Genomic DNA, 23,791 nt, shown 5'->3' with positions numbered 1-23,791 from the left:
GACCCCTCTTGGCCCATTCGATATAGGCGGTTCAGGCGGAGGTCAAAGAATATCGTGATTTTTGCGAGCTATAACATACAGTACGGCTTCGGTCTCGATGGCAGATACGATCTGGAACGCATCGCCAAAAGTCTCGACGGCGTTGATGTCATCGCCCTGCAGGAGGTGACGAGAGGCTTCATCCGGAACGATTATGCCGACATGCCCGGTATCATCGCGGCCCTGTTTCCCGACCATTTCTGGGTCTATGGACCAGCCTGCGACATGCATGTCGAGGCGCCGGAGGGCCAGATTCCCCTGCCGCGCGGCACCCGTTTCCAGTTCGGCAATATGGTTCTGTCGCGCTGGCCTATCCTGTCGACGCGAACGCTGCTTCTGCCGCGCAGCCGTACGGTCGACAAGATCAATTTGCAGCGCGGCGCAACGGAAGCCGTTATTGCCCTGCCGGGCGGCGCTGTCCGCGTCTATTCCGTCCATCTCGACCATGTTTCCGTCGACGAGCGTATCGCCCAGCTTCTCTACCTCGGCGATCGCGTCAACGCCTTCATTCAGGAAGGCGCCTCGCTCAGCGGTGCAAGCGAATTCGGACTTCCGGAGCCGCCGCTGCCGGAGAACTACATAATTATGGGCGATTTCAACATGGAGCCGGAATCGCAGGAATATTGCACCTTTGCCGGATCGATCGACCGGTTTCACGGTCGCACGGCGCGGATCGGCACGCCGATCGACGCCTTTGCGGCGCTCGGAGCCTATACGTCCGGAAGCTATAGCTGGATGGACCCGAAGGATTGCGGCAGGCGCATGCATCTTGATTACTGCTTCGTCAGTTGCGGTTTGAAGGATCGGCTGAAATCCGCCGCCGTCGATACGAGTTCCACGGGCTCCGACCACTTTCCCCTGCAGGTCGAGATCAGCGATTGAAAGGACGCCGCAGTTTACGCGGCGCCCTTCCCATGTCAGGCGACCTTTTGCTGCTGCAGCGCGCCGGGCTGCAGCACGGTTTCGATATGGGCGACCATCGTGTTGCGAGCGAAAGAATAGATTTCGCTGCAGCCGGTCATCCGGAAACCGAGCTTTTCCTGCAGCCGGAGCGATGCAGGATTGTCGGCAAAGACGCCCGAATGAACCGGCACGTCGGGCATGCGCCGCGAGAAACGCTCCAACGCTGCCTCTGCCGCCTCGCTCATATAGCCTTGCCGCCAGTAGTAGCGGTTCAGCCAGTAGCCAAGGTGCCAGCGGCCGTGACGAAGCTCGATCGACACATTGCCGATATGAACGTCGTCACTGCCAGTTATCGCCAAGTTCCAGTCAGGCATTACACCCGACGTGACCGGGATCAGCCAGTCCAGCGCATCCTGTCGGTCGAAGGGGGCGGGAACGCGGGCCAGCATTCTGGTGACCGCGAAATCGGAAAGCGATTCCGCAATCGCCGGAGCGTCGCTCAACCTGTGGGGGCGGAGCGTCAGCCTCGCGGTCGTGATGACCGGCGCGGGGCCGGGCATCATGGGCTTGGTCCTGGGCCTCTGCAGGGTAACGGCGTTCATGAGATTGCCCCCCAGCTTCTCAGCGACATCCAGGTCTTGCGGTCGAGCCGATACCATTCGACCGGCACGTTGCTGCCGAGCGCCAGCGAAGCGGCAAGGCCGGATCCCTGGAACTGGAAGCCGCACTTCTGGATGACCCGGCGCGAGGCGACGTTCATGACCCGGCAACGGGCGTCGATCTGTTCGACCTGCTGCCTTGTCCTGAACACCATATCGACGAGCGAATGGCATGCCTCGGTCATATAACCCTGGTTCCAATACGGCTCGCCCAGCCAATAGCCGATCTCGACAGTCCTCTCATCGGTGTGCGGTTCTACTCCGCAGCAGCCCATGAAGGCGCCATTCTCGGCCTTGGTGATGGCATAGACGCACTTGCCAATCTCGCCATTTCGCGTACGCCAAACAAAGTCGGCGGCATCATTGGCGGTATAGGGGTGCGGCATACGCGATACCATGGTGGCGACTTTGGCGTTGTTGGCGAGATGGGCAAGGGCGTCAATGTCTTCTTCATGGGGCGCGCGCATGACGAGCCTTTCCGATAACAAGACAGGGCAATCGGTCCTTAACCGCTCCGGCCTCAGCCGTTCCATGGAAGACCGCTGGTCTTCCCGGGATGACCGTGATTGGTCAACCCTTATCAATTCGCCTTGCATGTTCAGTCCTCCTGTTTGGACAAAGAAAAAGGGGAGATGGCGCCCCATCTCCCCTGTTTTCTGGACTGAACCTGGTACGGTCAGCCGGGTCGATGAGACGCCGGCTGTTTTTGAGCGCTACCGGCTTATTCCGCTGCTTCCGCTTTCGGCATTACAGACACGTACACGCGACCATTGGCCTTCGTTCGGTAGTCCACATTGCCAGCCGTAAGCGCAAAAATGGTATGATCCTTGCCGAGGCCGACATTGGCGCCCGGATGCCACTGGGTACCGCGCTGGCGAACGATGATGTTGCCAGCTACGACGTTCTCGCCGCCGAACTTCTTCACGCCGAGGCGCTTGGATTCGGAATCGCGACCGTTGCGCGAGGAACCGCCAGCTTTTTTATGTGCCATTGGAGTTCTCCTTTAAACCTGAAACCCGTTGATCTTACTTGGCGGCCACGATGTCCGTGATACGGACAACCGTGTGATGCTGGCGATGGCCGCGCGAACGCTTCGAATTCTGACGACGACGCTTCTTGAAGGCGATGACCTTCTTGCCGCGGGTCTGGTCGACGACTTCCGCCTTGACGGAGGCGCCGGCTACGAAGGGCGCACCGATCGCCGCGTCGGCGCCTTCGCCGATCACGAGAACTTCGGTGAATTCAATGGAGTCGCCAGCGGAGGCTTCAAGCTTCTCGATGGTCAGCACGTCATTGGCTGCCACGCGATACTGCTTACCGCCGGTCTTGATGACTGCGAACATTATTTTATCCTTTCATGTTCGATCCAGCTCTCCCCGCAAAAGGCAGGTGGCTGTCTTTTTATCAGTCGAAGTTAAGCAGGGATTTCAGGGAACTAGCCCGGAACTCTGGTCTGCCGGTGAAACCCCGCGCGAGCGCGAGGCGGGCAAGGGGCGGATTACTCCACTCCTATTGCGAAAGCGGGATACGCGAGTGACAAAAAGGTGTCAAGGCAAAAGGATGGAAAAGCTTGAGATTTCGGCTTGCCAGTCTGTCATTTGCTCGTTATGAGAACGCCCGCGCCGAACAAGCGCCGACCAAGACCGCGGAGAGGTGGCAGAGTGGTCGAATGCACCGCACTCGAAATGCGGCATACCTGCAAGGGTATCGTGGGTTCAAATCCCACCCTCTCCGCCATAACGCTTCAAGCACTTTATTTTCCATCAAGCTGCTGAAATATCTAATGGTTCGGGACCATCTGCTACCATGCGCAGCGATAGCCCAGCTTATGGTGCAACGGTGCGGCGGCTCTTCTGTTTTTGAACACCTCAGCGAAGCCCAAACACCGAATTCTCCGATAAAATCAACTTGTTGAAAATGTTTCTCATCTGACGTTGGGGATGTTTGACAGCCGCTTCGCTGATGTTCTTGTCATGTTCGCACGGAGGGATGGCATCGGTAATCAATCTGGGCGAATTGCTTTTCCAGGCAATGCTGGTGAACTGCCGGCATGACAAAGCCGCCCCGCAAGCCTTCCAAGCCGCTTCGCAGCCGGCCGTGCCGGCAGCAAAATTCCGCTCAGCCCAATCTTCCTCTCGATCCATGCCGGCGCATATCATACCGTGTCGGGCGTCAGCGAGGATACGATTTCAGATGACGGACGACGTGGAATTGAATCAGGTCGAAGGTCAGCAATATCGCCTGCAGATGGCTGGCAGGGAGACGGCTGCTCGTCGCTACCTGAGCCTCAACACGGCTATTCTGCTGGGGATTCTGATTATTGCGATCGTCTTCAGGTTCCACAAGATCACCTTGCCGCTGGTCGACGGCTTCAGCTGGCGCGAGACAAGTACTGCAATGATGGCCGACAATTTTCAGCAGCGCAGCTGGAACATCCTCTTTCCGGAGGTCAGTTGGACCGGGCCTGGGCCAAGCTATCAGGGCCGTGAGTTCCAGATCGTCAGCTATCTCACCGCCCTGCTCTACCAGCTCTTCGGCTGGCACGACTGGTTCGGCCGGGTGGTTGCGGCCTTCTTCGGGCTGGTGACGGTGTTTTCGCTGCACAGGCTAACGGCGCTATGCTGGGGTGAGATGCACGCCCACGCGGCGGCACTTGCCTACGCGCTGATGCCGGCGGCTATCATGATCGACAGCTCGTTTCTTCCTGATCCCGCAATGTTGGCGCTGGTGACTCTTGGTGTCTGGCTGTTCTCCAAATACTGGGCAGGGGGCAGCGGCTGGCTCTTGCCGCTCGCCACGGTCAGCTTCTCGCTCGGCGCGCTGTCGAAGCCACCAGGCATCGCCGCTGGCGCGGTCGTCTTCTATCTGATGGCCTGCTGGATTCTGGAGAAGAAACGAAAGCAGGCGACCTGGGTCTTCCTCTCGGGGGTTTTGAGCCTGGCCATTATTGGCGCTTATTTCAGCTGGGCGATTTATCTCGGCCGCAGCTATCCGCCGTTTCATGTCGCCGGCACTGGCGGCTATATCTGGGATGGCGGCTTCTGGACATATGTCAAAGACAGGTTCTACTTAAAATCCGCATGGAACACCTCTGTCCTATGGTTCTACGGATATCCGTTCATGATGCTGTTCGTGGTCGGTTTGTGGATGCCGCCAAGGCCTGCGGAAGACCTGAAGCAGCGCACTCTTTCGGCCATTCCCTATGTGTGGCTGGCTGCGGCCACGATTCTCTATCCGGCGGCGGCGGTAGAGATCACCAGCAACGTGTGGAACTTCCACATCTTCCATGTGCCGGTCGCGATGTTCTGCGGCCACGGCGCGCTTCTTCTGGCAACGCTTTCATCGAGAACAATTTTAACGCCGGCGGTCGTGCTTCGCTCGATCTGTATCACGGCGGTCCTGCTTGTCTGGTCCACCTTTCCCCTCGTCAGGGCGATGAAGAAGCCAGTCGCCATGAAGGGCATGCTGCTCGGCGAGGAACTGGCGCGGTTGGCGCGGCCGGGCGACCTCGTCGTCGCCATCGCACCCGAGGTCGGCGATCCTGTCGCAATCTACTACAGCAGGGCGCGCGGCTGGGTGTTCCCGCCTGGCGGAGGCGATGTCGAGTGGTCGAAATTCGTCGCGGATGATGCCACCGCGATCTCGCAGCTCGAGGAACTGCGCGCGCAAGGTGCAGATCTGTTCGGCGCGGCGAAGAACGCCACCGACAAGGAGAACCGGCTGTTCGTCGAGCATCATGAGGGGGTCATCAACTATCTGGACAGGACTGCAACCAAGCTTGTGGATTCGGATGATTTGCTGATCTACAGGATCACCCGTCCATGAGCGCTGCGACGCCGCTGCGGGCGCTGGAGCGTTGACACCCAAATTGCGTTATTGCCATTGTGAAATCCCGAACCAACAAGCGGTATTCAGTTGGAGTTCCGAAAGACTATATGGGAGACGCAAAAGGTGAAATTCACAGGGGTGCTAACCTTCGTCTTGCTGCTCGTATCTGGCGGAAGCGCAAACGCAGAACTCATATGCAAGCGGATTGGAGATGACCCCTACGGCCAGCAGGAGGCTCTGTTGGTCAAAGACTCCGCTGGGGTGTTTAGCTATAAAGCGTACGACGGCACCTTAGAGACCATCGAGCTTATATGCGCGTCGTTCTATGACGACAAAGCCAAACTCGGTATTCTATGCGGGCATGTCTTTGAACGTGAGGACGGCTTTACCACGGAGCATTATCTGATCCACTCGATATCGAGTTTTACGACGCTGACGCAGTCTAAGTTAATTGAGAACGCGAAGTCTCAATACGTTCGAAGCGATCATAAAGCGACCGTTACCCAGTACATGATTTCATGCGAGGGAAACCCGTAGATTAGCTCAGAAGCCATCGTCTCGTCGCGGCCCTCTGCGAGGTCATGCGTCGTCAACCACAATATAAGCCCACAGGCCACAGCTTCTGCCCTCGATCCGAATCAAGCGCGAGCACCTCGGCTGAAGCGCCGATAATCGGATGTGCCGGGATTGCGACGCGCCAAAGAAAGGGCGGGGGCAACCCGCCCTTCCGCTTCCAATTTCCGGTCAGTTTTAAAGACCGTCGATTTTAAGATCGGCATCGAGCAAAGTGGGTTCCGACTGGGTCACCGAACCGGACTGCAGGTTTCCAAGAAGAGAGGAAACGACATTGTCTCCGACGAAGCCCGCCTCTTTCAGCAATTGGTCGAGAATAGGCTTGTTCGCCTGGTAGTTCAGCAACTGGCCGGCAAGTCCATCGCCGAGCCCGATATTTCCGCCTTTAGCATCGCCGCCGCGTCCCAACATACCGCCGGTATCGAAGATGCGGATGTCGGAAATCTTCTCGATCGGCTTTACTGCCTCTGCCAGTGCTTGCGGAATGATGCGGATGCGCTCGCGCAGGATTTCGTAATCGATGATCGCTGCGCTCAACCGGTTGCGGGCCTCGTTCAACAAGGCTTCGCTTTCGGCTTCCGCTTTGCCGGTTTCCAGAATGCCTTTCGCCTTGATGACCGCAGCGTCTGCTTCTGCTATCGCAAGCGTCTTGATGGCGTCCGCCTGGTCGACGGCAGCCTGCTTTTCGGCCTCGGCGCCGACGGTTACGGCCGTTGCTTCGGTTTCGGCCTTCTTGCGGGCGTCGATGACGGCGATCTGGCGTTCGCGTTCGGCGATCTCGACGGCTTTTGCGGTCGAAACCTTTTCTTCTGCCGCGATGGCCAGGGCTCTTGCCTCTTCTGCCTTTGCCTTCGCCTCGGACTCTTCGCGGCTCTTTGTGGCGACGGCGATCGCGCTTTCCTGGGAAACGATCTGCAGGTCGCGCCGAGCTTCGGTATCGCGCTGCTGGACGGCGCGGGATGCGTCGATATTTGCGCTTTCGCGGGCCTGTTTGGCGAGAGCTTCACGCTCGGCAATCGCCTGTTCGGTGGTAATGCGAGCTTCCTCTTCCGCACGTTTTGCAGCCTGCTCCTGCTGGGCAGTTTCTGCACGCGTTGCGGCTGATTTGTTGGCGATATCACGCTCCTGGTTCAGTTCCGCCTCGCGTTTGGTGCGTTCAATCGCCAGCGACTGCTGGCGCGCCTCGAGATCCTTTTGGGCAATGGCCACTTCCGTATCGCGAACGATCTCGTTGCGTTCCTTCTTACGGCTTTCGGTAATGCGAGTCAGTGTTGCGAGACCCTGCGCGTCGAAGAAGTTGTTGGCATTGAAATGTTTGATGTCGGTTTGGTCCAGGCGGGTCAGAGAGACCGACTCCAGCTCAAGACCGTTCGATTGCAGGTCAGCACCGACGGCTTCCTGCACTGCCTTGACGAAATCCATGCGCTGCTCCTGCAGTGCATCGAGGTTCATTGTGGCTGCGACAGAGCGAAGACCGTCGACAAATTTCGCTTCAATCAAAACCCGCAGCTGTTCCGCATCATTGGTGCGATTGCCGAGGGTCTGCGCTGCGAGGGCTATCGACGAGGCGTCCGGTTTGACGCGGACATAGAACTCCGCACCGATATCGACCCGCATACGGTCCTTGGTGATGAGTGCATCACCTTCACCGCGCCGTACCTCGAGCCGCAGCGTTTTGAGATTGACGCGTGCTATCGACTGGAAGATCGGGAGGACGACCGAGCCTCCATCAAGTACGACCTTCTGACCGCCCAGACCGGTGCGCACATAAGCCTCGTCCCGGCTGGATCGGGTATAAAGCGTTGCGAAAACCAGGCCAATGCCCAGGATCAGAACCAAGCCGATAATGGCCGGCAACAACAGATCGAATATCATAGTATCTCCCCAGTATGTGTGTCTGGCGCCTTCAACACGTCTGACGGCGCTGTGATGGCTATGAAAACATTGGATTCGTGGTCAACAATGAGGACCTGAGCGCCGGTTGCCATCGAAGGTTCGTTCGGCGCAGCTTTAGCCCGGAATGTATGCCAATTGCCGTGCTGGTCCTTGATACGAATCCGGCCGGGCAGGCCGTGATCAAGCGGTCCGACAGTCACTTCGCCGGTCCTTCCGATGAATTCCGCGAGGTCGACGGCATAGGTTTCATCACGCGGCACGAGCCGCGCGACGATCCTCGTCAGGGACCGGACTTCTGGAATAGCGACGAGAAAGGCTGGCACCGCAGCCAGGAGCGGCGGCAAGGGCAACCAAATGGTTCGTGCTATCGCCTGAAGAACGAAGCCGTTTAGGCAAACATACCGAGGAACAGCATCAGCAGGACGAGAACCGGAACCCCGCCATAGTTGAGCCATGACAGGAGGCCCGACAATCCGCCGCCATGGTCGTCGGGCAATGCCTTTCCGATCAATTCGCTTAGCGAAAAGCCGATCAGCAGGCAGCACATTTCCAGCACGGTTAGCGCAGCCAGTATGATCGCAGCCACCGCAAAGGGGGCGGAGTGAGGATCGAGGAAAAGGTCCATCAGCGTTTAATTTTGACCTGCTTTGAGTTGTGCGAGCCGGGCTTCGATTGCCTGTTCGCGATGCAGGCGGTCAAGTTCCTCCAATTCCACACTTGCACCCTTCCCCTCGGAGGGAACTCCGGTGAGGCGGGAGACGGCTGCGGCTGCGCGCGATGCTCCGTCTGTCGATCGGGTTCGGCCGAATGCGGCTGCGGCAGCCTCAGGCAGGTGCTGGAGGCGATGCTTCAAAGCCGCGAGCTTTTCTTCCGCCTCGCGGCGCGTAGCCAGAATGGCGTGAAGCGCCTGCTGGCCCTCATCAAGCTGCGTTCTGACGGCCGATAGGGCATTGTCGAGTGCTGCGAGCTGCACCTCGAGATCGATCTGTCTTGCAACGCCTGCCTTCGCAAGATCGTCCCGACTTGTCGAGATGGCCGTACGGATCTTGTCATCGAGGGCGCGCCGATCAGCTTCTATCTCACTGCGCCGTGTCTGGATGCGATATTCTTCCGCTCGGGACTTACCGAGGTCCACGCGGGCCTCATCGGCCGCAGAATCGATGTCGCGAAGCGCCTGTTCGACGACGGCGATCTTGTTTATCCCTTCGGCTTTGTCGACTGCAGCATTCGCAAGTCCGGCGATAAGACGACCGACGCGCGACAATATCCCTTCACTTGTCATGATATTGATCTCCCTTCGGTTTGCATGCGGGGTGACGCCGATATCGATCTGATAGGCCCCGCCGTCGGCGACGAGTTGAGCCGCAAAAATGCTGATCGTCCCGTTCGAGTAGCCTGCCACGTCGTAAGGAACGACCATTCGGCCACGAACGGTAGCGAGCGACAGTGTTGTGGGTCCCTTTATCGAAAACAGTTTTTCATCCAGAGGCAGTCTTGCCGGTGTTATCGGATGGTTGCGATTGGCTGCGAAGTCGCGCAGTCCGAGGGTGACCAGCCTAGCCGGCAGACGGGTTTTCTCCCGGATCGTCTCATAAGCCAGTTCGTGAAGCGTAACGAGATTAGACCCGTCTTTTTCCGTCAGCATCTCGTCAAGCGCAGTGAACATTGCCGCATAAGCGGCGAAGGTCTCGTCGAGAGCGTGTTTTGCTTCAGGATCAGGCGAAAGATCGTAGCGCAAAATCGATGTATGTGCTGTTTGAGCCATGCCAGAAATACAAAGCACTGCTTTCGTGCTTTCAAGGAATATTTTCAGTCTTCGGTTGAAACTTATTTCCTGAAGAATCTGCAGGCGTGTATCTTAATCGCGCTGATTTTCGCTCTGCTTTGTAAGACGTTTCTCACGGATGACGGTAAAGCGGGTGGTCGACCTCTGGCTATCGGCATTCGTGAGGTAAGGGACGCTGACGATTCAGGTGCGAGTTGTCTTAGGCGTTTTGAGTATCGCTCCGAAGCGATAACCAATGAAGGCCATAAGGGCGAGAACGGCGATCGACCAGTATAAAGGCTCGCCGGGAAGCTGAACTTCGTAGACATCGAGATAGCTGTCGAACTTTCTTCCCCCATCAATGATGGACTTGGCCAGTTCCGGAGTGAAGTCTCCATCGGCCAGTGGCTCGCCATCGGGGGTGAAGATTGTATTTACCCCCGGAAGCCCGAGGAGGATCAAGCCGATCAATGCAAAGAATGCCGAACAAAGAATGGGAATGACCCAGTTCCTGATAAAACGCACTTTATTCCTCCCTGATTGCTGTCGCTATATGCAGTCATTTGTAATGGTGCAATCGTTCAGGGTTTCGAAAGATGGCGGCTATAGCTCTTCTTTCGCGTAATTCTCACACCGGTCGGAGAACAGTTTTTCGCTAAGGAAATCGACGAGGACGCGGACCTTGGGTGAGAGATGCCGGTTGGATGGCCAGAGGAGATGGAACTGGGCGGGGGCATCGATGTGGGCGTCCAGTACGGTTCGCAGCCTGCCATCGGCCAGCGGGTCGCGAGCGAGGAAATCCGGCATGCAGCCAATGCCCATTCCGCTAATGGTGGCTCCGCGCAGGGCTTCCATATTGTTGCATGTGAGCACGGTGCGGGTTCTGATTTCCGGATGGTCGGGTGAGAGGCTGAGCGGCCAAGGCTGCAGCTTTCCCGAATTCGGAAACCTGAACCGGACGCTCAGATGGCCTTCGAGATCACGGGGGCAATCCGGTGTGCCATGTTTCTCCAGATAGATCGGGGCCGCACATAGCAATAGCTGAAAAGGGCGAAGCGCGCGCGACATCAATCTCGAGTCCGGCAAGGTCCCGCTGCGGATCGCGACATCGACGCCTTCTTCGATCAGGTCGACTATACGGTCGTTGAAGTCGAGATCCAGTTCGATTTCCGGATAGAGGCTCACGAACTCCGGCAGAATCGGCAGGATCAGGTGATAGCTGACCAGCGGTACGCTGACGCGCAATCGGCCTCGAGGGGTGGCGACAGCCTGAGCGAGTGAAGCTTGCGCATCCTCCAGATCGTCGAGAATGCGGCGGCAGCGTTCATGAAACAGCCGCCCTTCTTCCGTCAATCGCAAACTCCGCGTTGAGCGCTGGAACAGACGAACACCGAGCTGCAATTCGAGCGCTGTGACAGCCTTTCCGACAGCGGAGGGTGAAAGGCCAAGCGCGCGGCTGGCAGCGACGAAACTCCCAAGGTCGGCTGTTCTGACGAAGGCTGCCAAGCCACTCAGTGGTTGATCCATTTACAGATCCATTCGAGCAGTTTCTTCCGTTATGACCGGAACAAACCGTAGGTTATCGAAGAATTATCCTCAATTTATGCTGCTTTCCGCATTCGAAGTCCAGGCGTTTCGACGCCTCTTCCGCACGCAGCTCCAAAGCGCGTCCTCATCCTCGAACCAGCGGATATCTCATGACCGTCACTCACAAGTTCAAGCCAACGAGTATTGCAGAAAAAATCTTCGTTCTAATCGCCGTGTGTTCCGCGGCTGCGGCTATGCCGCTCACCTTTACCGGGCCTGCTGTCGCCTTGCCGGCGATCAGTGCCGAGCTTGGCGGAAGTCCCATAGCCCATAACTGGGTCACCAATGCCTTCATGCTCACCTTCGGCAGTACGCTGATGGCCGCCGGCGCTTTGGCAGATAGTTATGGCCGCAAGCGCATCTTCCTATGCGGCCTTGCAGCCTTCATCCTGTTTTCCGGCGGGCTTGCCTTTTCGCCTGATATCGTCTGGTTCGACAGCCTTCGCGCACTGCAGGGTTTCGGCTCGGCCGCGGCCTTTTCCGGCGGGATGGCATCGCTGGCGCAGGAATTCGATGGAAAGGAGCGCATGCGCGCCTTCAGTCTCGTCGGCGCAAGTTTTGGCATTGGCCTGGCGTTCGGACCGATGGCGTCAGGCATGATGATCGAAGCCTTCGGCTGGCGCGCGATCTTCATACTCGTTGTCGGCCTCGCCATCATCGCCTTCGCTTTCGGGGCGATATTCCTGACGGAAACCCGCGACCCCGAGGCAAGGGGACTCGATTGGACGGGTGCGGTTAGCTTCACGCTGGCTTTGTCGCTTTTTACTTATGGCGTGCTGCGGGCGCCGGAAAGCGGCTGGAGTGACGTTCTCACGCTTGGGCTCCTTCTCGGTTCGGCGCTGCTAATGGCCCTCTTTTGCCTGATCGAGCACCTCGTGAAGCGACCGATGCTCGATCTGACGCTTTTCCGGTACCCTCGCTTTGTCGGTGTGCAGCTTTTGGCGGCCGCTCCCGCTTATGCATTCGTCGTCCTGCTTATCCTGCTGCCGGTGCGCCTCGTCGGTATCGAGCGCTTGAGTGCAGTTGCTGCCGGGCAGATGATGATCGCGCTTTCCGGCCCGCTTCTCATCCTGCCGATCGCGGCGGGATTGCTGACCCGATGGCTGTCGGCAGCGACGATCTGTAGCGTCGGTCTCATCATCTCGGCAGCTGGTCTTTTTTGGCTCGCCCATATTCCCGTCGGTTCGGATCATGTGGTGCTTATCGCACCTCTGCTAACGATCGGTATCGGCATCAGCCTGCCCTGGGGTCTCATGGATGGACTTGCGGTCAGCGTCGTGCCGAAGGAGCGGGCCGGTATGGCAACCGGAATTTTCAGCACGACCCGCGTTGCCGGTGAAGGCGTGGCGCTTGCCATCGTCAGCGCTGCCCTGTCCGCGCTGACGCGATCCTTTCTCGGATCAAGCCATGAAGCGACACAAGCAGCACAACGATTGGCAACCGGCGACCTGAAAGGCGCAGGCCAGGCCCTCGCTGGTATCGGCGAACTGGAACTCATCCATGCCTATAATAATGCCTTCAGCCTGCTTCTGTGGTTTCTGACCGGCATTACCATCCTGACGGCAATCGTCATTTTTACATTCATGGGGCGAGGTAGTGGCGAAACCGACGAGATGGCCGAAGAGTCTATCGCTGTTTGAACATATGAGGGCGGATGAATGTTTCCGCCCTTTTAACTATAGCTACTGAAATACTACTCTTCCCGACACAATTTATCCTGCGAAGTTACATGTGGCAGTAACGACTCCTAAAGTCCCAGCTGGCACCTTTATTCATATTGATATTGCGTATGCGTCTTTACCGGCTGAGGTTTTGCAATGAGTCGTAATCGAGATGATTGGGTTAGCCAACGGGCATATGCCATCTGGGAAGGGGAAGGCCGGCCGCATGGTCGGGGTGAAAGCCACTGGGCGCAGGCGCTCAGGGAATTCGAGCAGCTCGAAGCAACCAAGGCTTCAGCCGATGGGAGCGATCTCATCGAGAAGCTGAAGGCAGCGGGGCGGCTGATGCGAGTTTGTGAGGAGCCGGTCTTCGAAGTCAAGGACGAGCGGCAGCGGAAAGCAGTGCTTTAAGACAGGTCAGAAGAACGCGGCTTCGTGTCAGGAAAGGCATAAGGAGACCGCTTGCCACTTCCCGGAGCGACAAATAGTCAGCAGCATTCCAGGCGGACGATCGGTCTTGCCGGCAAGCGTCTTGTCACTTCCGTGAAGCCTGCATCGAGAAACATCGAAAGGGTTCCCGGATAGAGCTCGGCTCCGTTCGAAGCGCGGGCTTCTTGATCGACGGGATAGGCCTCGAGACATTCGGCGCCGTTCGCCTTTGCAAATTCGATGGCGTGTTCCAACAGCAAGCGCGAAAGGCCCTGGCGCCGGAATGGTTTGCGGACGATGAAGCAATTGATCGACCAGACCGGCCTATCATCGACCGGAGCGAAAGGTTTCGAACGGCGCAGCCGGTCGAATGCCGCGCGCGGCGCCACGCCGCACCATCCGGCTGGCTCGTTCTCGTGGCAGCCGAGAATGCCGGGCGGGCGCGGCTCAGCAATCAAGTTTCGGAACCAGCTGCGGTTTCCTTCGCCCCATCCCGCCTTGTACTCGGCATTCGGACGATACCAATAGGCGCACCGGCAATTCCGGCCACCGGAGCAATCGTCGAAGACCAATTCGATATCGACCAGGCGATCGGCGGTTGCCGGGAAGAAAGAGAAGCGATCCTGCATGCCGGGGAAAATATAGCGCGGGTGGACGATCGGCAAGCGACCGCCCCGCCGCTGCTACTGCCGGGCGGCCCATCCGAGACCGCGGCGCAGGATCAGCGGCATATAGGGATGGTCGAATTCGGCGGCGACATGGCCAAGTGCGGAATAGAACACGCGGCCCTCACCGAAATGCCGCTTGAACACGACGGGCATTGCGACATTGCGCGCGGCGGGATCGTACTGGCCGGTGAAGGTGGTCGTCGCGAGCACTTCGACCGAGGGATCGTAATGCAAATAATATTGCTCCGACCGATAGTCGAAGTCCGGGATATCTTCCATCAGCGGATCGTCCTGTCGTGTGACCGCTACCCGGAAATCAATGATATTGCCGGGATGGGCAACCCAGGTGACGCCTGAGACGTAGCGAAAAGGCGCACTTTCCTTGAAGGACGTGGCAAGGCAGCCATGGTGGCCACCGAGGCCGAGTCCGCCACGCACAGCTTCGACAAGGGAATCCGCATGCGGCTTTTCCAGTTTCTCACCGGTAATCACCGGCACCAGAAGATCGGCCCTGGCGAGTTGCGGTGAGCCGAAAATGCCAAGATCATTGGTGATCTCGACAGCAAAGCCGTCCTCACGCAGCAATTCCCCAACGATATTCGCGCAGGGTTCCGGCTCGTGGCCCGGCCAGCCGCCCCAGACAATGATCGCCTTTCTCATATTTCCTCCCAGATCTGATGCAGCGGGTTTTCGATGGCTCTTCGATCAAACGGCCAGATGGCGCTCATGGGTAATACCGCCAGTTACATAATGAATGTCCGCGAGCCGACAAGGCAATTGCCTTGTCAGCAGGCGCGTCCGTATACAAGGCCTCTCTAATCTTCTTCTTTTTGCAAATATGTAACCAAGATAACTTTTTACTGACGTGTAACTTGGCTAAGGTCTGTGCATCTGTGGCTTGCAAAAGGGTAGATGCATGGCAGGTGAAACCGTACTGGTCGTCGGCGGCGCTGGTTATATTGGCTCGCATACGTGCCTCGATCTGGCGAACAAGGGTTACAAGCCCGTCGTCTTCGACAACTTCTCCAACGGTCATCGCGAATTCGTCAAATGGGGGCCGGCAGAAGAGGGCGATATCCGCGATCGCGCAAGGCTCGATGAAGTGCTGGCGAAGCACAAGCCTTCGGCGATCCTGCATTTTGCAGCGCTGATCGAAGTCGGCGAATCGGTCAAGGATCCGGTCTCCTTCTACGAGAACAATGTCATCGGCACATTGACGCTGCTTTCAGCAGCACAGGCGGCCGGCATCAATGCCTTCGTCTTCTCTTCGACCTGCGCGACCTATGGTCTGCCGCAGAGCGTGCCGCTCGATGAGACGCATCGCCAGGTGCCGATCAATCCCTACGGCCGAACCAAGTACATCGTCGAGCAAGCGCTTGCCGATTACGACCACTACAAGAATCTCCGTTCCGTCGTACTGCGTTATTTCAATGCCGCGGGTGCTGATTTCGAAGGCCGGATCGGCGAATGGCACCAGCCGGAAACGCATGCAATCCCGCTGGCGATTGATGCCGCTCTTGGCCGTCGTCAGGGCTTCAAAGTGTTCGGCAGCGATTATGAAACACGTGACGGCACCTGCGTGCGCGACTATATCCATGTCCTCGATCTCGCCGATGCACATGTGCGCGCCGTCCAATATTTGCTCGATGGCGGCGAGTCCGTTGCGCTCAACCTCGGCACCGGCACCGGCACCACCGTGAAGGAACTGCTTGGCGCCATCGAAGACGTCTCCAATAAGCCGTTCCCGGTGGAATATATCGGTCGTCGCGAAGGCGATTCGCATACGCTGGTTGCCAATAACGACAAGGCGCGGGACGTGCTCGGCTGGGTGCCGCAGTATGATCTCTCGCAGATTATTCAATCGGCCTGGAACTGGCATGCGAGATCAAATCACCACTGAACGCGGCGCGAGACCCAACGTTCTCATCATCACGGCGGATCAATGGCGTGGCGATTGCCTTTCGGCTGTCGGGCATGCCTGTGTCAGGACGCCGAATGTGGATGCACTGGCGAAAGAAGGGACGCTCTTCCGGCGGCATTATGCCGGTGCCGCGCCCTGTTCGCCGGCGCGGGCCACGCTTTATACCGGCCTTTACCAGATGAACCACCGGGTCTGCCGCAACGGATCACCGCTCGACCGGCGGTTCGATAATTTGGCCCTTGCGGCAAGGCGTGCGGGTTACGATCCGACGCTCTTCGGCTACACGGACACGGCGCCCGATCCCAGGGATATGGATGCCAATGATCCGCATCTCACAACCTATGAAGGTGTATTGCCTGGCTTCACGGTGCGCCAGCTCCTGCCGGAACATGAAAGACAATGGCTTTCCTGGCTGCGCTCCCGTGGCCATAAGGACGCTGTCAACCGTGATATCCATATTCCTGTCGGCGCTGAAGCGGGGGAAATCTCCGACGCGGCAACAGCCTATTCACGCGAAGAGACGCAGACTGCCTTCCTCACCGGCGAATTCATCCGTTGGATGAGCGAGCAGGATGCACCGTGGTTCGCGCATATCTCCTTTTTGCGGCCGCATCCGCCCTTCTCGGTGCCGGAGCCGTTCAATCGGATGTTCAAGCCGGGTGAAGGTCCGGCCTTCGCGCGTGCGGCAGATTGCGAGACGGAACGGCAAAGCCATCCCTATCTTGCCTATGCCATGCCGCGTGTCGGCAAGGGTAGTTTCATCCATGGGGCGGAAGGCCCACTCAGCGAATGGAATGCCGCCGATTTCGACGCGATCAGGTCTATCTACTATGGAATGATCGCCGAGGTGGATGATCAGCTCGGTCGCATTTGGCAGGCGCTGAAGGACGTGAGCGAATGGAATAACACGATCATCGTTTTCACGTCAGATCATGCGGAGATGGCGGGCGACCACTGGACGCTCGGCAAGGGCGGCTATTTCGACGGCGGCTATCATATTCCGCTTGTCATCCGCGATCCCGGTGCGGCTTCAGCCGGCGGCACCGTGCAGAATTTCACCAGCGCTGCCGATGTGTTCCCGACACTCTGCGATCGGCTCGGGATCAGACCGGCCAACGGCATCGATGGACGGTCGCTGACGTCCTTCCTCGATGGCAAGGTTCAGGCCTGGCGGGACGAAGCCTTCTGGGAGTTCGATTTCCGGGATATCGCCGATGGCGAAGCGGAGCAGCATTTCGGCCTTCGGTCGAACGAGCTGAATCTTGCCGTCATCCGTGATGAGCGGTTCAAATATGTGCATTTCGCCGCGCTGCCGGCGCTGCTCTTCGATCTCGTCAACGATCCGATGGAGTTGCGCAACCTTGCTGACGATCCGGCCTATGCCTCGGTACGGCTCGGTTATGCAGAACGGCTGCTGTCGCTTCGAGCGCGGCATCTCGATCAGACGCTTGCCTATACCGAACTGACGGAGAAAGGGCCGGTGACGCACCGGCCCTGATCGGGCATCAGAAATTTCCGAGGAAATCCCGCTTGCCAACCGGCGCACCCTGATTGCGCAGGATGGCATGAGCCGTCGTCACGTGGAAATAAAAGTTCGGCAGCGCGAAGAGCGCGACATATTCGATGCCCGGCACGACCGAACTATTGCGGCCAGGTATGGTGATATCCCTGACGTCGCTGCCTTCCAAAGCCTGCGGCGAGAAGCTGGCGAGATAGGCTTCCGTCTTTGCCATGCGCTCGCGCAGATCTGCGATCGTGGTTTCATTGTCTTCGAACTTCGGCGCGTCGGTTGCGGTCAGTCGGGAGAGTGCAAATTTGGCGCTGTCGCTGGCACGCTGATACTGGCCGGAAAGCGGCAGCATGTCCGGGGCGAGACGCGCGTTTACGAGAATGGTGGGATCGATCTTCTTTTCTTCGGCATAGGCTTCCGCCTTGTCGAGGTAGGTTTTCAGGCTGGCAATGCCGCGCTGGAACATGGGCACGGTAAGGCGATACATCGAAATGGACATTTGTCCTGTCTCCAAAAATCTCCAAACAGGCAGCCCGTGTGCGCGGGCTGTTCTGGCGCTGACTAGATGGGGATTTCTACGACGATCACAATAAGCACTTGTGACGGTTTCCCGTCCGTCATGGCCGGATTGCAACAGACCGATCCGCGCAGTCCATCGTGTTGCTCAGCCTTCCCCCTCTGTGATGGTGTCCGAATTCGGCAAAGAGGCTTGACGTCGTTTCGATAAAATGGAATGAATATTCCGCGAAACAAATTTTACGGTTTGTTTGTTCCGTTTTAATGGGGCCGCCACGGGAGAGGCGGCGCGGCTTTGAGGCCTGCGGACGGATGTCTGAGGCCCCGGCGTGAGGAGGGTGCAGCCGGGCACCGCTTTGTGGAGGAAATAAAATGAGAAAGCTTATCCTGGGCACTGCGATGGCGCTCGTCATGTCGGCGGCCGCTCATGCCGAAACGGTCGGCGTTTCGATGGCGAAATTCGACGACAATTTCTTGACCGTTTTGCGCAATGGTATGACCGATTATGCAAAGACCCTTAAAGGTGTCACCCTGCAGGTCGAAGACGCACAAAACGATGTTTCCAAGCAGCAGAGCCAGATCCAGAACTTCATCGCCTCAAAGGTCGATGCGATCATCGTCAACCCGGTCGATACCGATGCGACCACGGCGATGTCGAAGCTCGCCGCTGACGCCGGCATTCCGCTGGTTTATGTGAACCGCCAGCCGGTCAACGTCGATACGCTGCCAGACAAGCAGGCATTCGTTGCTTCCAACGAGCAGGAATCCGGCACGCTGGAAACCAAGGAAATCTGCCGAATCCTCGGTGGCAAGGGCAATGCCGTCGTCATCATGGGTGAGCTCTCCAACCAGGCCGCGCGCATGCGCACTCAGGACGTTCATGACGTGATCAAGACGGACGAATGCAAGGGATTGAAGATCGTCGAAGAGCAGACGGCAAACTGGGACCGCACCCAAGGTGCCGACCTGATGACCAACTGGCTCTCCAGCGGTATCGAGTTCGACGCCGTGATCTCCAATAACGACGAAATGGCGATCGGCGCCATCCAGGCGCTCAAGGCGGCCGGCAAGGACATGAGCAAGATCGTCATCGGCGGCGTCGACGCCACGCAGGACGCGCTTGCCGCCATGCAGGCGGGCGATCTCGACGTCACCGTCTTCCAGGACGCGGCCGGGCAGGGTAAGGGCGCGCTCGATACGGCGCTCGCGATTGCCAAGGGCGAAAAGGTCGAGAAGAAGGTCTACATTCCCTTCCAGCTCGTCACGCCTGCCAACGTCAAGGACTTCGTCGCCAAGAACTGAGGCAAATGCCAAGCAGGATGCGGGCTCTGCCCGCATCCTTTCCGCCTGTCCGTATCCGGAGGAGATGATATGGCCGTCAGCCCGACAACCATGGCCGCCGTGCGCGCAAGCGGCGCAATTCCGAATGCGGAATATCTCTTGAGCGCCGAGGGCGTTCGCAAGGAATTTCCTGGTGTCATCGCGCTTGACGACGTCCAGTTCCGGCTGAAACGGGCCTCCGTGCATGCGCTGATGGGCGAAAACGGCGCCGGCAAATCGACGCTGATGAAGATTCTGGCCGGCATCTACACGCCCGACAAGGGCGATATCCGCCTGAAAGGGGTCGAGATACGTCTGAAATCTCCGCTCGATGCGCTAGAGAACGGTATTGCCATGATCCATCAGGAACTGAACCTGATGCCATTCATGACAGTCGCGGAAAACATCTGGATTCGCCGCGAGCCCAAGAACCGTTTCGGCTTCGTCGATCACGGCGTGATGCATCGCATGACCGAAGAACTGTTTGACCGGCTCAATATCGCGATCGATCCCGATATCGAGGTCCGGTACCTTTCGGTCGCCAACCGGCAGATGGTCGAGATCGCCAAGGCGGTTTCCTACAATTCCGATGTCCTCATCATGGACGAACCGACCTCTGCGCTGACCGAGCGTGAAGTCGAGCATCTTTTCCGTATCATCCGCGATCTGAGAGCTCAGGGTATCGGCATCGTCTACATCACCCATAAGATGAATGAGCTCTTCGAGATCGCCGACGAGTTTTCCGTCTTCCGCGACGGCCGCTATATCGGCACGCATGCCTCGACCGAGGTCACTCGCGACGACATCATCCGCATGATGGTCGGGCGCGAAATCACCCAGATGTTCCCCAAGGAAGAGGTGCCGATCGGCGAGGTCGTGCTCTCCGTCAAGGATCTCTGCCTCAACAAGGTTTTCCGCGACGTTTCCTTTGACGTGAGAGCCGGCGAGATTCTCGGCGTGGCCGGTCTTGTCGGCTCCGGACGGTCGAACGTCGCTGAAACGCTTTTCGGGGTGACCCCGGCAAGCTCCGGCTCGATCGAGCTTTTCGGCAAGCCGGTGACGATCTCCTCGCCGACCGAGGCTATCCGCCACCAGATGGCGTTCCTGACAGAGGACCGGAAAGATACGGGGTGCTTGCTAATCCTCGATATTCTGGAGAATATGCAGATCGCCGTCCTGCAGGACAGATTTGTCAAGGCCGGCTTCGTGCAGCAGGGTGCCATCGAGGCGACCTGTGAAGACATGGCGAAAAGGCTGCGCGTGAAAACGCCCAATCTTTACGAGCGCGTCGAGAATCTCTCGGGCGGCAATCAGCAGAAGGTGCTGATCGGGCGCTGGCTGCTCACCCATCCGAAGATTCTGATCCTCGATGAGCCGACGCGCGGCATCGATGTCGGCGCCAAGGCGGAAATTCACCGGCTGGTCACCGAAATGGCGCGTAACGGCGTCGCGATCATCATGATCTCGTCGGAGATGCCGGAAGTGCTCGGCATGAGCGACCGCATCATGGTCATGCATGAAGGGCGCGTGACCGGTTTCCTCAATCGCGATGAAGCAACGCAGATCAAGGTGATGGAACTGGCTGCGCAGTGATGCGCGCCTGCGATCACTCAAGGGAGGTTTGACATGAATACTACGGCAGCAGAGAGTCCGGCTCCGCTCGCAACCCGGCCAAGGCGGCGGCGCATGCCGCCGGAGCTCAGCATCTTCCTCGTGCTTGTCGGCATCGCGCTGGTCTATGAGGTGCTGGGCTGGCTGTTCATCGGCCAGAGCTTCCTCCTGAATTCACAGCGCCTGACGATCATGATCCTGCAGGTCTCCGTCATCGGTATCATCGCCGTCGGCGTCACCCAGGTCATCATCACCGGCGGCATCGATCTTTCGTCGGGCTCGGTCGTCGGCATGACAGCGATGATCGCGACGAGCTTTGCCCAGTCCTCCACTTGGGGTCGGGCCGTTTTTCCCTCGCTGACAGACCTGCCGGCGCTCGTACCGATCATGATCGGCCTGTTGATCGGGGCGGTCGCCGGCCTCATAAACGGCTCGCTTATCGCCTACACGAAAATCCCGCCGTTCATCGCGACGCTCGGCATGTTCGTGTCGGCGAGAGGTGTTGCGAAGTGGTATACCAAGGGGCAGCCGGTTTCCGGGATTACCGAACAGTTCCATTTCATCGGAACCAAGGCATGGCCGGTCGTCGTCTTTCTCGTTGTCGCGATGATCTTCCATATTGCGCTGCGCTACACGCGCTACGGAAAGTTCACCTATGCGATCGGCGCGAATCCACAGGCCGCGCGCGTTTCCGGCATCAATATCGAGGCACATCTCGTCAAGGTCTACGTAATCGCCGGATTGCTTGCTGGTCTTGCCGGTATCGTCACCGCGGCGCGCGCAGAAACCGCGCAGGCCAGCATGGGTGTCGGGTATGAACTCGATGCGATCGCTGCGACCGTCATCGGCGGTACCTCGCTCACTGGCGGTGTCGGGCGCATCACCGGTACAGTCATCGGCACCGTCATCCTCGGTGTCATGACCTCCGGCTTCACTTTCCTCAGGATCGATGCCTACTACCAAGAGATCGTCAAAGGCGTCATCATCGTCGCGGCAGTGGTCGTCGACGTCTACAGACAGAAGAAGCGCACCAAGCACTGAACCGGAAAGGGGCCTCGGCCCCTGTTTATGGAGAATGGTAGGGATCACAATGAGGGCCGGATATCTCCAGGTGGCTCGTGAGTTTCTGGCGATCCCCGAGAATCATCTTGTGAAGAATATCGGCCGGGTAGAAGAGCGCGATTTCCAGCCCCTCAGCGAGTGCGTGATGGGTCGGTTCGGGCAGTTCTTCCTCACTTATACGCGCTTCAAAAACGGCAAGCAGGAAGGCAAAGGTTTCGCCTTTCGGTGAAACAAACCTTTTTCGCTCGAGTTCGATCAGATCGACGTCATCCAAAGGACACGCCAATCTCCTCCGATATCTCGCGGCGAAATGCGATTGAAAAATCCTCGCCTTCTTCAACCGTTCCACCCGGTAGAGACCAGCCCGCGTGCATGCCGCTTCTCTTCGCGAGCACGATTTGACCTCTGGCATTGTGGATGATGCCGATCGCTCCGCCCAACGCCCGACGGGAAAAGTGCTTGTGTTTCTGCGCCTTAAAATCGGCTTCCGGCAAGGGCTGGTCTGCCGCCGTCAGCTTGGCATCCGGGTATTGTCGAACAAATGCCTGGAAAACTTCGTCAATCATCTGGTTCTTTCAGATCATTGGCAGAAAAGACATTCTGCGATGATTGAGCCTGCGGAACGGGGTATGCAAGGTATCTGCGGCGCCGCCCTTTTGCACCGCAAAATTGCATGATTTCCACATTGCGCATTTGTAAAAAAATAGGTGGCGCTTTCCGCCAGCTTTTCTATTCTTGCCGCTTCGATCCGCCCGTTCGGGCAGCGCAGGAAAGCAGATGCAACTCGTATTCGACGGCCATAACGACGTTCTCCTTCGACTCTGGTCCCATGCGAAAGACGGAAATGATCCTGTCGCGGAATTCGCTGACGGTACGACTGCAGGCCATATAGACGCTCCGCGGTCAAAGGCCGGCGGACTGGCTGGTGGTCTTTGCGCCATCTACATTCCCTCGGGTGATCTGGTTTTTGCCGATCCTGATGCCAACGGCCATTATGCGACACCGCTCGCGACTCCTCTCGATCCGCTGCCTTCGCTCGCCATCGCCACTGAAATGGCGGCGATTGCGCTGAGGCTCGATCACGCCGGCGCCTGGCGTCTCTGCCGCTCGGTGAAGGATATCCGCAAGGCAATGGCCGACGGCATCTTCGCCGCGGTCATGCATATCGAAGGATGTGAGGCTATTGGGGCCGATCTTGCCGCGCTCGAGATCTTTTATGCCGCCGGTTTGCGTTCGCTCGGCCCGGTCTGGAGCCGGCACAATATCTTCGGTCATGGCGTACCCTTTGCCTTCCCGAGTTCGCCGGATACCGCGCCGGGCCTGACGGAAGCTGGCTTCGCGCTGGTGCGCGAGTGCAACCGCCTCGGCATCATGATCGACCTTGCCCATATTACCGAGAAAGGTTTCTGGGATGTCGAGAAGGCGAGCGACCAGCCGCTTGTTGCCAGCCATTCCAATGCGCACGCTTTGACGCCCGTCGCCCGCAATCTCACCGACAGGCAGCTCGATGCGATCCGCGAGCGCCGTGGCCTCGTTGGCGTAAATTATGCGACGGCTATGCTGCGTCCGGACGGCCGCTCCGATGCGGACACGCCGCTTTCCGACATGATCCGCCATATCGACTATCTGGTGAACCGCGTCGGAATCGATTGCGTAGCGCTCGGTTCGGACTTTGACGGCGCGACGATCCCGGAGGAAATCGGCGATGCCGCGGGTAATCAGAAGCTGATTGCCGCTCTCCGGCAAGCTGGCTATGGTGCGGAGGAATTGACGAAAATGGCCAGCGAAAACTGGCTTCGCATCTTGGCTAAGGCGTGGAGGGAAGAGGACGCTTAAAGCCAAA

At 58.2% G+C, this 23,791-nt stretch carries 24 protein-coding genes, 1 tRNA gene and 2 pseudogenes; 12 read left to right on the top strand and 15 right to left on the bottom strand.

What is annotated here, in order from left to right; genetic code table 11:
* Positions 1–54: 54 nt before the first annotated feature.
* Positions 55–921, top strand: coding sequence for an endonuclease/exonuclease/phosphatase family protein (locus FHX08_RS24670; protein WP_132656044.1), 867 nt, complete (start codon positions 55–57; stop codon positions 919–921).
* 35 nt (positions 922–956) lie between these two features.
* Here FHX08_RS24670 and FHX08_RS24665 read toward each other — a convergent pair whose 3' ends face one another.
* From FHX08_RS24665 to rplU, 4 genes are all read right to left on the bottom strand, one after another.
* Positions 957–1,544 (bottom strand): GNAT family N-acetyltransferase, encoded by a 588-nt coding sequence (locus FHX08_RS24665; protein WP_132656042.1) that lies wholly within the window; start codon positions 1,542–1,544, stop codon positions 957–959.
* Positions 1,541–2,197, bottom strand: coding sequence for a GNAT family N-acetyltransferase (locus FHX08_RS24660; RefSeq protein ID WP_132656040.1), 657 nt, complete (start codon positions 2,195–2,197; stop codon positions 1,541–1,543). The genes FHX08_RS24665 and FHX08_RS24660 overlap by 4 nt, the downstream gene beginning before the upstream one ends.
* Positions 2,198–2,322: 125 nt before the next feature.
* On the bottom strand, positions 2,323–2,592 hold the full coding sequence (gene rpmA / locus FHX08_RS24655) for a 50S ribosomal protein L27 (protein ID WP_113429721.1): 270 nt from the start codon (positions 2,590–2,592) through the stop codon (positions 2,323–2,325).
* Positions 2,593–2,626: 34 nt separating this feature from the next.
* Positions 2,627–2,944 carry a 50S ribosomal protein L21 gene (rplU, locus tag FHX08_RS24650; RefSeq protein WP_007824851.1) on the bottom strand — a complete coding sequence of 106 codons (318 nt, stop codon included), beginning with the start codon at positions 2,942–2,944 and terminating at the stop codon, positions 2,627–2,629.
* Positions 2,945–3,248: 304 nt separating this feature from the next.
* On the opposite strand from rplU, the gene FHX08_RS24645 reads away from it, so the two are divergent.
* Positions 3,249–3,338 (top strand) — tRNA-Ser (locus FHX08_RS24645).
* Between the two features lie 131 nt (positions 3,339–3,469).
* Here FHX08_RS24645 and FHX08_RS32105 read toward each other — a convergent pair.
* Positions 3,470–3,745 (bottom strand): hypothetical protein, encoded by a 276-nt coding sequence (locus FHX08_RS32105; protein ID WP_184327718.1) that lies wholly within the window; start codon positions 3,743–3,745, stop codon positions 3,470–3,472.
* A gap of 49 nt (positions 3,746–3,794) precedes the next feature.
* On the opposite strand from FHX08_RS32105, the pseudogene FHX08_RS24635 reads away from it, so the two are divergent.
* Together FHX08_RS24635 and FHX08_RS24630 are read left to right on the top strand one after the other, a co-directional pair.
* Positions 3,795–5,426, top strand: a pseudogene (locus tag FHX08_RS24635) (ArnT family glycosyltransferase); the annotation flags it as partial.
* Between the two features lie 126 nt (positions 5,427–5,552).
* Positions 5,553–5,966, top strand: coding sequence for a hypothetical protein (locus tag FHX08_RS24630; RefSeq protein ID WP_132656038.1), 414 nt, complete (start codon positions 5,553–5,555; stop codon positions 5,964–5,966).
* Positions 5,967–6,179: 213 nt separating this feature from the next.
* Here FHX08_RS24630 and FHX08_RS24625 read toward each other — a convergent pair whose 3' ends face one another.
* From FHX08_RS24625 to FHX08_RS24605, 5 genes and pseudogenes are all read right to left on the bottom strand, one after another.
* Positions 6,180–7,877, bottom strand: coding sequence for a flotillin family protein (locus FHX08_RS24625; protein WP_245508327.1), 1,698 nt, complete (start codon positions 7,875–7,877; stop codon positions 6,180–6,182).
* Positions 7,874–8,523: pseudogene (locus FHX08_RS24620) on the bottom strand (OB-fold-containig protein). Before FHX08_RS24620 ends, FHX08_RS24625 begins: the two are co-directional and overlap by 4 nt.
* A 6-nt stretch (positions 8,524–8,529) precedes the next feature.
* Positions 8,530–9,663: a PspA/IM30 family protein gene (locus FHX08_RS24615; RefSeq protein ID WP_132656036.1), complete on the bottom strand. Its 1,134-nt coding sequence runs from the start codon at positions 9,661–9,663 to the stop codon at positions 8,530–8,532.
* A gap of 204 nt (positions 9,664–9,867) precedes the next feature.
* Positions 9,868–10,188, bottom strand: coding sequence for a hypothetical protein (locus FHX08_RS24610; protein WP_132656034.1), 321 nt, complete (start codon positions 10,186–10,188; stop codon positions 9,868–9,870).
* Positions 10,189–10,266: 78 nt separating this feature from the next.
* Positions 10,267–11,190, bottom strand: coding sequence for a LysR family transcriptional regulator (locus FHX08_RS24605; protein WP_132656032.1), 924 nt, complete (start codon positions 11,188–11,190; stop codon positions 10,267–10,269).
* 170 nt (positions 11,191–11,360) lie between these two features.
* On the opposite strand from FHX08_RS24605, the gene FHX08_RS24600 reads away from it, so the two are divergent.
* The gene (locus tag FHX08_RS24600; protein WP_132656030.1) at positions 11,361–12,890 is read left to right on the top strand and encodes an MFS transporter; all 1,530 of its coding nucleotides are present in this window, start codon (positions 11,361–11,363) and stop codon (positions 12,888–12,890) included.
* 177 nt (positions 12,891–13,067) lie between these two features.
* Complete coding sequence (locus FHX08_RS24595; protein WP_132656028.1) at positions 13,068–13,322, top strand: DUF2934 domain-containing protein; 255 nt, start codon at positions 13,068–13,070, stop codon at positions 13,320–13,322.
* Positions 13,323–13,399: 77 nt separating this feature from the next.
* On the opposite strand, the gene FHX08_RS24590 is transcribed toward FHX08_RS24595, so the two are convergent.
* Both FHX08_RS24590 and FHX08_RS24585 read right to left on the bottom strand, forming a co-directional pair.
* Positions 13,400–13,969 carry a GNAT family N-acetyltransferase gene (locus tag FHX08_RS24590; RefSeq protein ID WP_132656303.1) on the bottom strand — a complete coding sequence of 190 codons (570 nt, stop codon included), beginning with the start codon at positions 13,967–13,969 and terminating at the stop codon, positions 13,400–13,402.
* A gap of 54 nt (positions 13,970–14,023) precedes the next feature.
* The gene (locus FHX08_RS24585; RefSeq protein WP_132656026.1) at positions 14,024–14,668 is read right to left on the bottom strand and encodes a ThuA domain-containing protein; all 645 of its coding nucleotides are present in this window, start codon (positions 14,666–14,668) and stop codon (positions 14,024–14,026) included.
* A gap of 256 nt (positions 14,669–14,924) precedes the next feature.
* On the opposite strand from FHX08_RS24585, the gene galE reads away from it, so the two are divergent.
* Together galE and FHX08_RS24575 are read left to right on the top strand one after the other, a co-directional pair.
* Positions 14,925–15,908, top strand: coding sequence for a UDP-glucose 4-epimerase GalE (gene galE / locus FHX08_RS24580; RefSeq protein ID WP_184327717.1), 984 nt, complete (start codon positions 14,925–14,927; stop codon positions 15,906–15,908).
* The gene (locus FHX08_RS24575; RefSeq protein WP_132656022.1) at positions 15,886–17,427 is read left to right on the top strand and encodes an alkaline phosphatase family protein; all 1,542 of its coding nucleotides are present in this window, start codon (positions 15,886–15,888) and stop codon (positions 17,425–17,427) included. The genes galE and FHX08_RS24575 overlap by 23 nt, the downstream gene beginning before the upstream one ends.
* Positions 17,428–17,434: 7 nt before the next feature.
* On the opposite strand, the gene FHX08_RS24570 is transcribed toward FHX08_RS24575, so the two are convergent.
* Entirely contained in the window at positions 17,435–17,938 is a 504-nt protein-coding gene (locus tag FHX08_RS24570; RefSeq protein WP_132656020.1) for a DUF1993 family protein, read from the bottom strand.
* Between the two features lie 389 nt (positions 17,939–18,327).
* On the opposite strand from FHX08_RS24570, the gene FHX08_RS24565 reads away from it, so the two are divergent.
* The 3 genes from FHX08_RS24565 (at position 18,328) to FHX08_RS24555 (ending at position 21,927) form a co-directional block, all read left to right on the top strand.
* Positions 18,328–19,257, top strand: a complete 930-nt coding sequence (locus FHX08_RS24565) for a sugar ABC transporter substrate-binding protein (protein WP_132656018.1) — start codon at positions 18,328–18,330, stop codon at positions 19,255–19,257.
* A gap of 69 nt (positions 19,258–19,326) precedes the next feature.
* Positions 19,327–20,868, top strand: coding sequence for a sugar ABC transporter ATP-binding protein (locus tag FHX08_RS24560; RefSeq protein ID WP_132656016.1), 1,542 nt, complete (start codon positions 19,327–19,329; stop codon positions 20,866–20,868).
* 33 nt (positions 20,869–20,901) lie between these two features.
* Positions 20,902–21,927 (top strand): ABC transporter permease, encoded by a 1,026-nt coding sequence (locus tag FHX08_RS24555; RefSeq protein ID WP_132656014.1) that lies wholly within the window; start codon positions 20,902–20,904, stop codon positions 21,925–21,927.
* Between the two features lie 25 nt (positions 21,928–21,952).
* Here FHX08_RS24555 and FHX08_RS24550 read toward each other — a convergent pair whose 3' ends face one another.
* On the bottom strand, positions 21,953–22,222 hold the full coding sequence (locus FHX08_RS24550; protein WP_132656012.1) for a hypothetical protein: 270 nt from the start codon (positions 22,220–22,222) through the stop codon (positions 21,953–21,955).
* Positions 22,215–22,514 (bottom strand): NUDIX hydrolase, encoded by a 300-nt coding sequence (locus FHX08_RS24545; protein ID WP_132656010.1) that lies wholly within the window; start codon positions 22,512–22,514, stop codon positions 22,215–22,217. The genes FHX08_RS24550 and FHX08_RS24545 overlap by 8 nt, the downstream gene beginning before the upstream one ends.
* Positions 22,515–22,725: 211 nt before the next feature.
* Here FHX08_RS24545 and FHX08_RS24540 point away from each other — a divergent pair, with 211 nt between their 5' ends.
* Positions 22,726–23,784: a dipeptidase gene (locus FHX08_RS24540; RefSeq protein ID WP_132656008.1), complete on the top strand. Its 1,059-nt coding sequence runs from the start codon at positions 22,726–22,728 to the stop codon at positions 23,782–23,784.
* Positions 23,785–23,791 lie beyond the last annotated feature (7 nt).

The organism is Rhizobium sp. BK529, assembly GCF_014194105.1.
GTDB lineage: Bacteria > Pseudomonadota > Alphaproteobacteria > Rhizobiales > Rhizobiaceae > Rhizobium.
This window is presented reverse-complemented; position numbering and strand designations above follow the sequence as displayed.

Coding starts and splice junctions, on each gene's coding strand:
- FHX08_RS24560 (WP_132656016.1), top strand. CDS start 19,327: ATGGCCGTCAGCCCGACAACCATGGCCGCCGTGCGCGCAAGCGGCGCA.
- FHX08_RS24600 (WP_132656030.1), top strand. CDS start 11,361: ATGACCGTCACTCACAAGTTCAAGCCAACGAGTATTGCAGAAAAAATC.
- FHX08_RS24540 (WP_132656008.1), top strand. CDS start 22,726: ATGCAACTCGTATTCGACGGCCATAACGACGTTCTCCTTCGACTCTGG.
- FHX08_RS24585 (WP_132656026.1), bottom strand. CDS start 14,668: ATGAGAAAGGCGATCATTGTCTGGGGCGGCTGGCCGGGCCACGAGCCG.
- FHX08_RS24615 (WP_132656036.1), bottom strand. CDS start 9,663: ATGGCTCAAACAGCACATACATCGATTTTGCGCTACGATCTTTCGCCT.
- rplU (WP_007824851.1), bottom strand. CDS start 2,944: ATGTTCGCAGTCATCAAGACCGGCGGTAAGCAGTATCGCGTGGCAGCC.
- FHX08_RS24565 (WP_132656018.1), top strand. CDS start 18,328: ATGAGAAAGCTTATCCTGGGCACTGCGATGGCGCTCGTCATGTCGGCG.
- galE (WP_184327717.1), top strand. CDS start 14,925: ATGGCAGGTGAAACCGTACTGGTCGTCGGCGGCGCTGGTTATATTGGC.
- rpmA (WP_113429721.1), bottom strand. CDS start 2,592: ATGGCACATAAAAAAGCTGGCGGTTCCTCGCGCAACGGTCGCGATTCC.
- FHX08_RS24575 (WP_132656022.1), top strand. CDS start 15,886: ATGCGAGATCAAATCACCACTGAACGCGGCGCGAGACCCAACGTTCTC.
- FHX08_RS24545 (WP_132656010.1), bottom strand. CDS start 22,514: ATGATTGACGAAGTTTTCCAGGCATTTGTTCGACAATACCCGGATGCC.
- FHX08_RS24660 (WP_132656040.1), bottom strand. CDS start 2,197: ATGCAAGGCGAATTGATAAGGGTTGACCAATCACGGTCATCCCGGGAA.
- FHX08_RS24595 (WP_132656028.1), top strand. CDS start 13,068: ATGAGTCGTAATCGAGATGATTGGGTTAGCCAACGGGCATATGCCATC.
- FHX08_RS24570 (WP_132656020.1), bottom strand. CDS start 17,938: ATGTCCATTTCGATGTATCGCCTTACCGTGCCCATGTTCCAGCGCGGC.
- FHX08_RS32105 (WP_184327718.1), bottom strand. CDS start 3,745: ATGGATCGAGAGGAAGATTGGGCTGAGCGGAATTTTGCTGCCGGCACG.
- FHX08_RS24590 (WP_132656303.1), bottom strand. CDS start 13,969: ATGCAGGATCGCTTCTCTTTCTTCCCGGCAACCGCCGATCGCCTGGTC.
- FHX08_RS24665 (WP_132656042.1), bottom strand. CDS start 1,544: ATGAACGCCGTTACCCTGCAGAGGCCCAGGACCAAGCCCATGATGCCC.
- FHX08_RS24605 (WP_132656032.1), bottom strand. CDS start 11,190: ATGGATCAACCACTGAGTGGCTTGGCAGCCTTCGTCAGAACAGCCGAC.
- FHX08_RS24555 (WP_132656014.1), top strand. CDS start 20,902: ATGAATACTACGGCAGCAGAGAGTCCGGCTCCGCTCGCAACCCGGCCA.
- FHX08_RS24625 (WP_245508327.1), bottom strand. CDS start 7,877: ATGATATTCGATCTGTTGTTGCCGGCCATTATCGGCTTGGTTCTGATC.